Origin of the sequence: Nonomuraea sp. NPDC003560, assembly GCF_042878785.1 — a bacterium.
Lineage (GTDB): Bacteria > Actinomycetota > Actinomycetes > Streptosporangiales > Streptosporangiaceae > Nonomuraea.
Genome location: NZ_JBIAOF010000002.1, coordinates 930,688 through 942,485, shown reverse-complemented (window position 1 = coordinate 942,485; position 11,798 = coordinate 930,688). Strand labels below are relative to the sequence as shown.

Annotated in this window: 15 protein-coding genes and 2 pseudogenes; 5 read left to right on the top strand and 12 right to left on the bottom strand. The window is 70.8% G+C overall.

What is annotated here, in order from left to right; genetic code table 11:
* Positions 1-133: 133 nt before the first annotated feature.
* Entirely contained in the window at positions 134-835 is a 702-nt protein-coding gene (locus ACFYUV_RS09785; RefSeq protein WP_387666930.1) for a CBS domain-containing protein, read from the top strand.
* Here ACFYUV_RS09785 and ACFYUV_RS09780 read toward each other — a convergent pair.
* The 5 genes and pseudogenes from ACFYUV_RS09780 to ACFYUV_RS09760 all read right to left on the bottom strand — a co-directional run bounded on the left by ACFYUV_RS09780 (position 815) and on the right by ACFYUV_RS09760 (position 2,864).
* Entirely contained in the window at positions 815-1,285 is a 471-nt protein-coding gene (locus ACFYUV_RS09780; protein ID WP_387666928.1) for a pyridoxamine 5'-phosphate oxidase family protein, read from the bottom strand. The genes ACFYUV_RS09785 and ACFYUV_RS09780 overlap by 21 nt on opposite strands.
* A 50-nt stretch (positions 1,286-1,335) precedes the next feature.
* Positions 1,336-1,572 (bottom strand): hypothetical protein, encoded by a 237-nt coding sequence (locus ACFYUV_RS09775; protein ID WP_387666925.1) that lies wholly within the window; start codon positions 1,570-1,572, stop codon positions 1,336-1,338.
* Positions 1,569-1,910: a sigma factor gene (locus ACFYUV_RS09770; protein WP_387666922.1), complete on the bottom strand. Its 342-nt coding sequence runs from the start codon at positions 1,908-1,910 to the stop codon at positions 1,569-1,571. The genes ACFYUV_RS09775 and ACFYUV_RS09770 overlap by 4 nt, the downstream gene beginning before the upstream one ends.
* A gap of 40 nt (positions 1,911-1,950) precedes the next feature.
* Positions 1,951-2,055, bottom strand: a pseudogene (locus ACFYUV_RS09765) (sigma-70 factor domain-containing protein); the annotation flags it as partial.
* The gene (locus ACFYUV_RS09760; RefSeq protein WP_387666919.1) at positions 2,052-2,864 is read right to left on the bottom strand and encodes a universal stress protein; all 813 of its coding nucleotides are present in this window, start codon (positions 2,862-2,864) and stop codon (positions 2,052-2,054) included. The pseudogene ACFYUV_RS09765 and the gene ACFYUV_RS09760, both read right to left, overlap by 4 nt.
* A gap of 126 nt (positions 2,865-2,990) precedes the next feature.
* On the opposite strand from ACFYUV_RS09760, the pseudogene ACFYUV_RS09755 reads away from it, so the two are divergent.
* Positions 2,991-3,248: pseudogene (locus ACFYUV_RS09755) on the top strand (response regulator transcription factor); the annotation flags it as partial.
* Between the two features lie 18 nt (positions 3,249-3,266).
* Here the strand turns inward: ACFYUV_RS09755 and ACFYUV_RS09750 are convergent.
* Complete coding sequence (locus tag ACFYUV_RS09750; protein ID WP_387666916.1) at positions 3,267-3,923, bottom strand: CBS domain-containing protein; 657 nt, start codon at positions 3,921-3,923, stop codon at positions 3,267-3,269.
* A 201-nt stretch (positions 3,924-4,124) separates the two neighbouring features.
* Here ACFYUV_RS09750 and ACFYUV_RS09745 point away from each other — a divergent pair, with 201 nt between their 5' ends.
* Positions 4,125-5,165, top strand: a complete 1,041-nt coding sequence (locus ACFYUV_RS09745) for a zinc-dependent alcohol dehydrogenase family protein (protein WP_387666914.1) — start codon at positions 4,125-4,127, stop codon at positions 5,163-5,165.
* Positions 5,166-5,223: 58 nt separating this feature from the next.
* On the opposite strand, the gene ACFYUV_RS09740 is transcribed toward ACFYUV_RS09745, so the two are convergent.
* From ACFYUV_RS09740 to ACFYUV_RS09730, 3 genes are all read right to left on the bottom strand, one after another.
* Positions 5,224-5,838, bottom strand: a complete 615-nt coding sequence (locus tag ACFYUV_RS09740) for a universal stress protein (RefSeq protein WP_387666912.1) — start codon at positions 5,836-5,838, stop codon at positions 5,224-5,226.
* A 76-nt stretch (positions 5,839-5,914) separates the two neighbouring features.
* Entirely contained in the window at positions 5,915-6,688 is a 774-nt protein-coding gene (locus ACFYUV_RS09735) for a DUF6544 family protein (protein ID WP_387666910.1), read from the bottom strand.
* Positions 6,685-7,533 carry a universal stress protein gene (locus tag ACFYUV_RS09730; protein ID WP_387666908.1) on the bottom strand — a complete coding sequence of 283 codons (849 nt, stop codon included), beginning with the start codon at positions 7,531-7,533 and terminating at the stop codon, positions 6,685-6,687. Before ACFYUV_RS09730 ends, ACFYUV_RS09735 begins: the two co-directional genes overlap by 4 nt.
* Before the next feature lie 189 nt (positions 7,534-7,722).
* On the opposite strand from ACFYUV_RS09730, the gene ACFYUV_RS09725 reads away from it, so the two are divergent.
* The gene (locus ACFYUV_RS09725; protein ID WP_387666906.1) at positions 7,723-7,902 is read left to right on the top strand and encodes a hypothetical protein; all 180 of its coding nucleotides are present in this window, start codon (positions 7,723-7,725) and stop codon (positions 7,900-7,902) included.
* Here the strand turns inward: ACFYUV_RS09725 and ACFYUV_RS09720 are convergent.
* Positions 7,866-8,117, bottom strand: coding sequence for a hypothetical protein (locus ACFYUV_RS09720; protein ID WP_387666903.1), 252 nt, complete (start codon positions 8,115-8,117; stop codon positions 7,866-7,868). The two genes, ACFYUV_RS09725 and ACFYUV_RS09720, sit on opposite strands and share 37 nt — an antisense overlap.
* A gap of 136 nt (positions 8,118-8,253) precedes the next feature.
* Here ACFYUV_RS09720 and ACFYUV_RS09715 point away from each other — a divergent pair, with 136 nt between their 5' ends.
* Positions 8,254-8,499 carry an SHOCT domain-containing protein gene (locus ACFYUV_RS09715; protein ID WP_387666901.1) on the top strand — a complete coding sequence of 82 codons (246 nt, stop codon included), beginning with the start codon at positions 8,254-8,256 and terminating at the stop codon, positions 8,497-8,499.
* 346 nt (positions 8,500-8,845) lie between these two features.
* Here the strand turns inward: ACFYUV_RS09715 and pflA are convergent, their stop codons facing one another.
* Both pflA and pflB read right to left on the bottom strand, forming a co-directional pair.
* The gene (gene pflA, locus ACFYUV_RS09710) at positions 8,846-9,571 is read right to left on the bottom strand and encodes a pyruvate formate-lyase-activating protein (RefSeq protein ID WP_387666898.1); all 726 of its coding nucleotides are present in this window, start codon (positions 9,569-9,571) and stop codon (positions 8,846-8,848) included.
* Positions 9,568-11,793: a formate C-acetyltransferase gene (gene pflB, locus ACFYUV_RS09705; RefSeq protein WP_387666895.1), complete on the bottom strand. Its 2,226-nt coding sequence runs from the start codon at positions 11,791-11,793 to the stop codon at positions 9,568-9,570. Before pflB ends, pflA begins: the two co-directional genes overlap by 4 nt.
* Positions 11,794-11,798 lie beyond the last annotated feature (5 nt).

Genomic DNA, 11,798 nt, shown 5'->3' with positions numbered 1-11,798 from the left:
ACGGTGCAAACCCTGCCTTACCAGACACCTCCCAAGGTCCACCTGGCCAGGGGCCTTCCGCCCCTACGCCTCCACCGTGGCAGGCGGTGACATGGAAGGGAGAGCTGACAGGAGGAACATGATGCGGATCACCGTGAGAGAGGTCATGACCCGGCAGGTGACGGCGGTCCAGGCCGATGCCCCCTTCAAGGACGTCGCCGAAGTGCTCGTGACGAGCGGGATCAGCGCCGTGCCCGTCTTGGGCGAGGACGATCGCGTCATCGGCGTGGTCTCCGAAGGCGACCTCATGCGCAAGGAGGAGTTCCGGGAGCAGTACTGGGGCGAGAGCTACCGCCCGCCGCTCCGCGCGCGGCTGCGCCGGCGCCTCACCGGTGCGGGCGAGGAGGGCGCGCGGAAGGCCGCCGGGCACACCGCCGCCGACCTGATGACGAGTCCCGCCGTGACCGTCCCCGCGTCCGCCTCCACGGTCAGGGCCGCCCGGATCATGGACGAGAGCGGCGTCAAACGGCTGGTCGTCACCGATGCCGAAGGCAGGCTGGAGGGCATCGTCAGCAGGCGGGACCTGCTCAGGATGTACCTGCGCGACGACGACGAGATCAGACGCCGCGTCATCGAGGGGCTCGAGCCGCGATCCAGGTGGGACGACCGCGACGGGATCATCGTCGAGGTCCATGACGGCATCGTCACGCTTTCCGGCCACCTGGACAGGCGCAGTGAGGCGGCGGCTGCCGTCCACGCCGCCGAGCGGACCGACGGGATCGTCGGGGTGCGGGAGTCTCTCGGCTGGAAGGAGGACGACATCCTGGAACTGCCCCTAACCTGGGACCGCCCGTGAACCTGGGCCCACGGCGGCGGCGAGGACCAGTTCGAACCCGCTGACGATCTCCGGCCTGATGCGGATCACCTGATCCATCTGTCCCGCCGCCCAGGGCTGGAGGGCCTCCTGGAAACGGGCCTTCTCCTCGGCGTCCTCGACCAGGCGGGCGACGCCGGTGACGACCACGCTCCAGCCGGTGCGTTCCTTGGCGTCCAGTTCGTCGGCTTCGTAGGCCACCACGGCTTCGTGTGCGGCCAGTTCCGCGCTCAGGATGGTCCCCGTGCTGGACCGGATGACGATCTGGCCGTCGGCCACCACATGGTTAACGGGCCGGATGGCCGGGAGAGCGTGCCGGGTGAACACGACGCGGCCGAGCGGCACACCGGCCAGCCGCCGAAGAGCCTCGTCAGCAGTCAGCTCCCTGAGAAGCCGATCGTCCATGGCGCCTGCCGTGTCGTACATCACCATCACAGCCTGACCGGCGGGACGGCGTCGGGACCAGGGACTGAAGCCCCTTCTCACGATGCACCTCCCGAGGCGCCTCCGAGGGGGAGCATCGCGGCCGCGGGCCTGTCCTGGCGCGGCGACGCGCAAGACCGGCTCATGATCCGCACCTGGCGCGGCGCCAGCCCGTTGACCAGGGAGGCGAGCAGTGCCCTCAGCGCCGCGTCCTCGACGAGCCGCTCGGCCGACGCCTGCCGGTCCTCCACCATCTCGCCCAGCGCCCACAGCCGCCGTCCCTCGCCTGCCGTCACGTCGAGACTGACGCACCTTCGCGGCAGCCGGCGCAGCGCGATGGCCTTGGGCGGCTCCTGTCCCGCCTACTCCGCCAGCTCCTGGTCGGCGGCCGCCGGCATCTGTGGGTGGCGTCCGCCTCCGCGCGTGCGGTCCTCGCGAGCTGGTCCTGGACGCCGATCGGCAGGCGGATCGTCTGCGCGTGCTCCAACCCTCGCTGGACTGCCTTGCGGATCCACCACGTGGGGACTGTGGAGAAACGGTTGCGCCTGGCGTGGTCGAAGCGCTCGACGGCCTCGATCAGCCCCAGGTTCCCGTCCTGGATCACGTCGGCGAGCAAGAGCCCCCTGTGCGGCACCCTGCTCGATCAGGTGAGCGACGTACGTTCCGGCCTCCGTCCGTCTGGCGAGTTCCCCTTCCTCGCCGGCGGTCAGCAGGTCGACGTCGCGGATCCGCGACAGATGGTCGCTCAGCTGGTCGTGTGGGGCCGCCTCGACGTTCACCGGACGCTCCTGACCACGGCCAGAGGGCACGATGCCCGGTGGAGCAGTTCATGGGTGACCGAGCCGAGGACCATCCCGGCGAGCGCGCGGTGTCCGTGTGAGCCGACCACCAGCAGGGCAGCACGGTCCGACGCCTGGCGCAGCACCTCGACGGGATGGCCGTGCACCGACTCCTCGACGAGAGCGACGTCCGGATACCGCTCGGCGAAGGGTCCCACCGGTCCGGACGTCTCCGCCGGGTCGAACAGACCGGCATGCGGAGCGGTCCTGGCGTGCACGACGCGCAACCGCGCTCCTCGTAGCCGCGCCTCTTTGACGGCGAACTCCAGCACCCCGTACGAAGCGGGCGAGCCGTCAACGCCGGCCACGATCTCCTCCTCCGGCGGCGGCATGCGTTGCTCGCGGACCACCACGACGTCGCAGGAAGCGTGCCCGGCCACGCCGTAGGCGACCGACCCCAGGAGCATCCCGCGGAAGCCGCCGACGCCGTGGTTGCCGACCACCAGCAGGTCGGCCGAGTCCGCGGCGGCGATGAGGGCGGTGCGGGGATCGTCGGGCAGGAACGCGGTGTCCACGGTGATCTTCGGCTGTTCCCGTCGTGCCCGTTCCTCGGCCGCCTCCAGCACGCTCCTGCCGCCCTCGCGCAGCCACGCGCCGACCTCGGCGTACGGGCCGCCCTCGCTCTCGTACGCCCACCGGGGCATGGCGTGCGCCACCAGCAGCGGCAGATCACGCAAGGCCGACTCGCGCGCGGCCCAGGTGACCGCTTCCAGCCCGGCCCGTGAGCCGTCCACTCCGACGAGAATCATGGTTCCTCCCTGTGTCTCCACCAAGGACATGCCGGGACCGGTTTCCGGCTCCACGGTCGAAGGGCCTCTGCGGACAGGGCCTTCGGCCCACTTTGGGATTCGCCGGGTCCGGCTAGCGTTGGGGACATGATTCGTGTGTTCCTGCTTGACGACCATGAGGTCGTGCGGCGCGGAGTGGCCGCCCTCCTCGACTCCGAGGACGACATCGAGGTCGTCGGCGAGGCGGGAACAGGCGAGTCCGACCCGCAGACCACCGCCGCCATGATGCGACGCCTGCGCGACCAGAACGTCAAGAAGGACCCGCTGGCCGCCCTGACCGAGCAGGAACGCCACATCCTCGACCTGATCGGCGAGGGCCTGACCAACCGGCAGATCGGCGAGCGGCACGACTGACGCCGTCCGCTACAGCAGCGGCGGGACGACGACGAGGTCGTCGTGGTCAACGGCCAGGTCGCAGGTCACGTCGATCACGCCTTCGACGGCGCGTACCGCCTCTGCCATCGCGATCGCCTGCGACCTGCGCCGCACGCGGCCGCTGAGCCTCACGACCCCCTGCTCGATCTCGACGACGACCGGTTCGGCGTCCGGAAGTACGGCTCTGATGTCGGCCTCTACCTCCGCCGTCGGCCGGGAGAAGACGCGCAGCACGTCACGCTGGTGCAGGGTCCCGATGATGCGCCCGGTCGCCGGGTCGATCACGGGCAGCTGCTTGATCCGCCTTTCGTGCATCAGCCGGGCCGCGTCACGTACGGGCATGGCCGGCGTGACGGTGATCGCCGGGGAGGTCATCAGCTGTGCCGCCCTGACCGCGGCGGCCTTGTGGTGCTCGTCGCGGCGGTGGCGGGACTCGAACATCGACGTGCTGTGCCGCACCGGGTCGATCTCCTTGAGCAGCAGGTCGTCCTCGGAGACGACGCCCACCGGGCGACGGTCGGCGTCGATCACGGTTACCGCGCCGACCGCGAACCTCTTCATCGCGTTCACGACGTCGGTGAACGACGCGGCCTCCAGCACGGCGATGGCCACACGGCCCATGACGTCCTTGACTTCGATCGACATGGCGTACCTCCTTCTCCCCCTTCACCTTGCTCCTCGGGAGGCCGGTTTCCGCAGTGTCGAACGTCCCCGGAAGCAGGGCCCAAGGCCATGTCCCGCCCTGGGCCCGGATGGTCGAAAACCCGCACGTCATGGGACCTTCGTCCCTGGCCGGTGAGCCCGGCACCGGCGAGCGTGGAAGGAGGGAACCGAAGAGGAGGCACGATGAAGGCACTCATCTATCACGGGCCGGGCCGGCGCTCATGGGGCGAGGCCCCCGATCCCCAGCCGGTCGAGCCGACGGACGCGGTCGTACGCGTGGACGCGGTCACCATCTGCGGCACCGACCTGCACATCCTGAAGGGCGACGTGCCCGCCGTCCAGCCGGGAACCATCCTCGGCCACGAGGCCGTCGGCACCGTGACGGCCACCGGCCCCTCGGTCACCGCAGTCAAGCCGGGAGACCGCGTCCTGGTCTCGTGCATCTCGGCCTGTGGCCGCTGCCGCTACTGCCGCACGGGCGCGTTCGGCCAGTGCCTGGGTGGGGGCGGCTGGATCCTCGGCCACCGCGTCAACGGCACCCAGGCCGAGTACGTCCGCGTCCCCTTCGCCGACACCTCCACGCACCTGCTGCCCGAAGGCGTCTCCGACGAGGCGGCGCTCATGCTGGCCGACATCCTGCCCACCGCGTACGAGGTGGGCGTGCTCAACGGGCGCGTGCGGCCGGGCGACACGGTCGTGGTCGTCGGCGCCGGGCCGATCGGGCTGGCCACGATCACCACCGCGCAGCTGTTCACGCCCGGCCACATCGTCGCGGTCGACCCCGCCCCGGCCCGGCTGGAGGCCGCCAAGCGGCTCGGCGCGGACGTGATCGTCGGCGCCGGCGACGACCCGGCCACCGCCGTCGGCGAGCTGACCGGCGGGCTCGGCGCCGACGTCACGATCGAGGCCGTCGGCATCCCGGAGACCTTCGAGCTGTGCACCAGGCTGGTACGTCCGGGCGGCCACGTCGCCAATGTCGGCGTGCACGGCCGGTCGGCCACTCTGCACCTGGAAGACCTGTGGATCCGCAACCTCACCATCACGACCGGTCTGGTCGACACCTACTCCACGCCGGCCCTGCTGGGCATGATCGCCGCCGGGCGGCTGGACCCCACCGGGTTCATCACCCACCGTTTCGCGTTGGACGACATGGCCGCCGCGTACGACGCCTTCGGCGACCCGAAGTCGACCGGGGCGCTCAAGGTGGTCCTGTCCAGAAGCTGACCGGAATGGTTGAGGGGAGCCGACGCGGGTGCCGGCTCCCCTCAACCATTTCCCAGGGTCAGTTCTCCGTACGGACCACCGCCACGGGGCAGCGGGCGTGGTGGAGGACGCCACGGCTGACCGAGCCGAGCAGCGCCGAGCCGAGGCCGCCGCGCCCGTGCGAACCCACCACCAGCAGGCCGGCCTGGCCGGAAGCGGTGGTGAGCGCGTCGACCGGGTGCGCGGACGGGGCCTCCTGCACCACGCTCACCTGCGGGTAGTCCGAGGCGAAGACGCGTACCCGGTCGCCGATGAGCCGGTGTTGCGCCTCGCGGATCTCGTCCAGGTCGTAGCTGATCTCGGGGGCGAACGCGTGCACCGGAAGCTGCCAGGCGTGCACCACGCGAAGCGCGGCTCCGCGCAGCCGGGCCTGCTCGAAGGCGTAGGCGAGGGCCGGCTCGCACTCGGGCGAGTCGTCCACGCCCACCACGACCTCCCCTCGCACGCGACGGTGCTCGCCGCGGACCACGACGACGGGGCAGCGGGCGTGGCCGGCCACGTTCGTGCTGACCGACCCCAGCAGCGCGCCGGCGAAGCCACCGCGGCCGCGGCAGCCGAGCACGATCTCGGTGGCTTCCTTGTCCTGATCCAGCAGGACGGCGGCGGGCAGCCCTTCGACGTCCTTCGTCGTCACCTCTCATGGGACCTCGTCTACCCTGTTCCTCCCAGAGCCGGAGGTCAGCCGGGCGAGGGCCGAAGGGCCCTGCTCGCTAGCGGAACAGCGCGTCCTCGACCCTGAAGCGGATGAACTCCCCGTCGGCCCACCTTCCGGTCCCGGGCCACCATCCGCCCCGCATCCGGGCCGGGACGGTGAACCCGTCGAAGGTGGCCTCGTGCCCGCACTCCACCCCGAACAGGTGACTGCGGAACGGGCCTTTGTCCGGGTTGCCCCACCGTTCGACGGTGACGGCGGTGAGCGCGCCGGTCGGAGCGACGGTCAGCGTCACCTCGAAGTCCTCGCCGCCGACCGGCACGACGGCGATCGCCCGATCGTCGTCGAGGGGCTTCCACCGCAGGCGCGGGTCGAGCGCCGCGGCGGGCGCCATGACGAACTCGCACGCCAGCCGTCCCGCCGCGCTCCTGGTGATGTCCGGGCCGGTGCCCGACATGACGGGGACGGTCCCCAGCAGCCGCCAGCGCATCTCCCCCACTCCCGCGCGATAGCGGTCGAAGCCGCTCACCGGCAGCGGCCCCATCCAGGCTCTGGCCGTCCAGACGAACCCTTCCATCGGCACCAGCGCCTGCGAGGCCTCGAAACGCCGCCAGTCGCCGAGCCTGATGTCGCCGCGCATACGCAGCACCACCGCCCTGAGCAGCGGCGTGCCGGGCTCGATGGCGTGCAGGACCCAGCGCCGGGCCGGCTCGGGCAGCGGCTCCGCCTCGGCGGGGTCGAACGGGCGAGGGGCGGGCGTCTCGGCCTGCAGCAGGTCCCAGTCGTGGCGGGCCTGCTCGGTCAGGTGCGGCGGCGCGAGGACGACGGTCATGACGACACGCCTCCCGTCCGTACGACGGCCACCGGGCAGCGGGCGTGGTGCAGGATGCCGTGACTCACCGAGCCGAGCACGGCGGAGGCGAACCCGCCGAGCCCGCGCGAGCCGACCACCACAAGGTCGGCGTGGCGGGAAGCACGGGCGAGCAGCGCGACCGGATGCCCGGCCACCACCTCTTCGGCCACCTCGACGTCCGGGTACTTGTTGCGCCAGGGCGCCAGTCGCTGACCGATCTCCTGGACGGAGACGCCCCAGGGAATCGGCCCGTAGCCGACCGGCTGGGGCGCCGGGGTGGGCGTCCGCACGCCGTACACCACCCGCAGCCGCGCGCCTTCCGCACGGGCCTGCTCCAGCGCGTACGCGACAGCCGCCTCGGCGTCCGCCGACCCGTCGAACCCCGCCACGATCTCGCCGAACCTCTCCGGTGCCGCCTCCCGGACGACGACGAGAGGGCAGGGGACATGGCCCGCCAACGTCAGCCCGACCGAGCCCAGCAGCAGGCCGGTGAACCCGCCGAGACCCCGGTTTCCCAGCACCAGCGCGTCGGCGTGCTGCGCTTCATGCCGCAGCCGCTCGGCCACGGCGCCCGTGCTCAGCGCGGTGATCACGTGCAGTCCTGGTCGCCGTTCCCGCGCCTGTCGCGCCGCCGCGTTCAGCAGCTCGCCGTCTCGTTCGGTCAGCGTGTGGTGATCACTGGCGGCGGTGAGCGGGTGCTCGGCCGCCCATGGTTCGCGGACGTGGACGACGCGCAGGTCCAGCCCGCGCCGTGCGGCGTCATCGGCCGCCCAGTCCACCGCGGCGTACGCGGATGCCGAGCCGTCGACCCCAACGACGATCATCTTGACCCCCTTCATGGTTTCCTGTACCGCCAGCACACTCCGCTCAAGCGGCCGGTCATAGAGGAGAAGGTCCACCCGGTACGCCTGCCTTTGGTCCCCGCCGTCCCGTGACGTTCGCCGGTGTGCGGAACGCGCGCGGACGCCCACCATGTTGTCTGTACCGGCAAGGCGAAGGAGAGGTGAGTCACCATGATCGGCGCACGGATGCTCATGGAGTCGCCGGCAATCGATGCCGAGCTGCTGGCGCTGAAGAAGCGGGTCGACGAGCTGGAGAACCAGGTGCGCACCCTGACGGCAGCCGGCCTCGCGCTCGCCCGGGGGCTGGAGAACCTTCAGCGCGCCACGACGAGACCGGCGTCCACCGGCTGAGCGACGCCGAGACCCGCCGGGGGCACTACGACCACGGCACACCAGAACCAGCGCAGGCACGACAGCAGCACCGCGCCGAGCACCAGAATCACGCTCGCGACGCCGCGCACGCTGCCGAGGACGAGGACGTCGGCCTGCTGCAGGAACACGACGTGGACGGCGGTGATCACGCCCATGACCGCCGTCGCCACCGCGTCTTTCCATGTCAACCTCATCGCCCGTTCCTCCCTTCTGCTCTCAGGCTCACGCCGGGCTTGACAGGAGCGCAGTGCCGAAAGACCTGCCAGGTGTGACTTTCGCCCCTGACCTCGTCCGGCCCGGATGCTGGACGTTGGAGGAAAGGAGGTTTCCATGAACAACGACATGCTGCCCCATATGGGAAGCGGCATCGCCTGGATGGGCGGAGGCGTGGTGCTGCTCCTCTGGATCGCCCTGCTCGCCTCGGCGTGCTGGCTCGTCATCCGGGCCGCCTCCCCCACGCGGCTGATCCCCGTCCGCGTGGACCGGGCCCGCGACCTGCTCGCCGAACGTTACGCGCGCGGCGAGATCTCGACGGAGGAGTACCTGACCCGACTGACGCACCTGACGTCCCGCTGACGACCTTTTACGGTGCTGACCTGCGCCAACAGTAGTTCTGAGAGACACGCACCGGCAGGGCGGAGTGGTCGCGCTGGTGGTCGCCTCACGTCGTCCTGAATTGGTTCACTCGTTGACTCTGATCGAGCCGTCTCCGCTGCGGACCGCGCAGGAGCATCCTGTGGTGGCGGAGCTCTGCCAGATCCGAGGCAGGCAGCCTGCCCTCCCAGCAGGTAGGCATCAACGTCGAGGTCGGCGAGGAGGAGCAGGGTGATCTCCCGGGCGGTGATCCCGTGGTCGGCCACGCTCTCCCCGTTCACCCGGAGCACGGACAAGGGCGTGTGAACGCACTTGTCCATGAGCCTGATCAGAGGCTGGTGACGCCGTGGGCCTGGAACTGGGCGTGGACTCGGTCCATGAGGGCCTGGTCGGGTGGTTCGACGTCGGCGAGAGGGCAGCGCAGGCCGAGCCGCTCGTACTTGGCCAGGCCCATGCGGTGGAAGGGCAGCACGTCGACCCGTTCGACGTTGCCGAGCCCGGCCACGAAGCGGGCCAGCCCGTCCACGTTCTCGGGTGCGTCCGTCAGTCCGGGTACGAGGACGAACCGTATCCAGGTGGGACGGCCGAGCTCGGCGAGCCGGTGGGCGAAGCGCAGCGTGGGCTCGACCGGCCCGCCCGTGACCCGGCGGTAGGCGGCCGGGTCGTAGGACTTGATGTCGAGCAGGACGAGGTCGGTGTCGGCGAGCATGGCGTCGGTGGCGCGGACCCCGAGCAGGCCGGAAGTGTCCAGGGCGGTGTGCAGGCCGCTGTCGTGGCAGCGGCGCAGCAGGTCGGCGGTGAAGCGGGGCTGCAGCAGCGGCTCGCCGCCGCTGATGGTCACCCCGCCGCCGGAGACGGCGAGGAAGCGCCGGTACTTGCCGATCTCGTCCATGATCTCGTCGGTGGTCACCTGGTGACCGTCGCGCATCCGCCAGGTCTCCGGATTGTGGCAGTACTGGCAGCGCAGCGGGCAGCCGGCGGTGAACACGACGAAGCGGGTGCCGGGCCCGTCCACCCCCGTGGACAGGTCCCAGGAGCTGACCGAACCGTTCACAACGAGCCGTGGAAGGTGCGGTTGACGACGTCGCGCTGCTGCTCGGGGGTGAGGCGGACGAAGTTGACCGCGTAGCCGGAGACCCGGATGGTGAGCTGCGGGTACCGGCCGGGGTGTTCCATCGCGTCCAGCAGGACGGCCCGGGTCAGGACGTTGACGTTCATGTGGAAGCCGCCGGCGTCGACGTAGCCGTCCAGCACGCCCACCAGGTTGTCCACCCGCTCGGCAGGGGTTCGTCCGAGGCCGTCGGGGGTGGTGGTGCTGGTCAGGGAGATGCCGTCCAGGGCCTGGTCGTACGGCAGCTTGGCGACCGACAGCGCGGAGGCGACCAGGCCGTGGCGGTCGCGGCCGTTCATCGGGTTGGCGCCCGGCGCGAACGGCTCGCCCGCACGGCGGCCGTCGGGGGTGTTGCCGGTGTGCTTGCCGTACACGACGTTGGAGGTGATCGTGAGCACCGACTGGGTGTGCTCGGCGTCCCGGTAGGTGCGATGCTTCCGGATCTTCGCCATGAAGGAGCGCACCAGGTCGACGGCGATGGCGTCGGCGCGGTCGTCGTTGTTGCCGTAGGCCGGGAACTCGCCCTCGACCTCGTAGTCGATCGCGAGCCCGGTCTCGTCGCGGACGACCTTGACCCGCGCGTGCCTGATGGCCGACAGGCTGTCGGCGGCGACCGACAGGCCGGCGATGCCGCAGGCCAGCGTGCGCTTGACGGGGTAGTCGTGCAGGGCCATCTCGATGCGCTCGTAGGCGTACTTGTCGTGCATGTAGTGGATGATGTTGAGCGCGTTGACGTACGTGCGGGCCAGCCAGTCCAGCATCCGGTCGTAGGCGGCCATGACCTGTTCGTGATCCAGGTACTCGCCGGTCAGCGGCGGGTGGGCGGGGCCGACCTGATCGCCGGTGATCTCGTCGCGGCCGCCGTTGATCGCGTACAGGAGGGTCTTGGCCAGGTTGACGCGGGCGCCGAAGAACTGCATCTGCTTTCCGACCGGCGCGGCGGAGACGCAGCAGGCGATGGCGGTGTCGTCGCCGTGCCGGGGGCGCATCAGGTCGTCGCTCTCGTACTGGATCGAGCTGGTCTCGATCGACAGGGCCGCGCAGAAGCGCTTGAACGGCATCGGCAGCCGCGGCGACCAGAAGACGGTGAGGTTCGGCTCGGGAGCCGGGCCGAGATTGCGCAGCGTCTGCAGGTAGCGGAAGCTGGTGCGGGTCACCAGCGGGCGGCCGTCCGCGCCGATGCCGCCGATCGACTCGGTGACCCAGGTGGGATCGCCGGAGAACAGCTGGTCGTACTCCGGCGTGCGCAGGAAGCGGACGATGCGCAGCTTGATGACGAAGTCGTCGACGAGCTCCTGCGCCCGCTCCTCGGTGATACGGCCTTCGGCGAGGTCGCGCTCGATGTAGACGTCGAGGAAGGTGGAGGTGCGACCGAGCGACATGGCCGCGCCGTTCTGCTCCTTGATCGCGGCGAGGTAGGCGAAGTACAGCCACTGGACGGCCTGGTGCGCGGTGGCGGCCGGGAGGGAGATGTCGTGGCCGTAGGAGGCGGCCATCGTCTTGAGCTCGTCCAGGGCGCGGAGCTGCTCGGCCAGCTCCTCCCGGTCGCGGATCACGGCGTCGGTGGCGTCGGCGTCGTCCAGGGAGCGCAGCTCGGCGTGCTTGGCCTCGATCAGCCGGTCCACTCCGTACAGGGCGACGCGGCGGTAGTCGCCGATGATGCGGCCGCGGCCGTAGGAGTCGGGCAGGCCGGTGATGACGCCGGCCTTGCGGGCGCGCCTGATCTCCGGGGTGTAGGCGTCGAACACGCCGTCGTTGTGGGTCCTGCGGTACTTGGTGAAGATCTCCTTGACGGCCGGGTCGAGCTTGTGGCCGTAGGCGGCCAGGCCGTTCTCGACCATGCGCAGCCCGCCCGCGGGCATGATCGCCCGCTTGAGCGGCGCGTCGGTCTGCAGGCCGACGATCAGTTCGAGGTCCCGGTCGATGTAGCCGGGCCGGTGCGCGGTGATCGAGGAGGGGGTCGAGGCGTCCACGTCGAGGATCCCGCGCTCGCGCTCCTCGGGGAACAGCTTCGACACCGCCGCCCACACAGCCCGCGTCCGTTCCGTGGGCCCGGCCAGGAAGCTGGCGTCACCCCCGTACGGCGTGTAGTTGGCCTGGATGAAGGCGCGCACGTCGGGCGCCGAACGCCACCCCTCTCCCTCGAACCCACGCCACGCATCCATGGTTC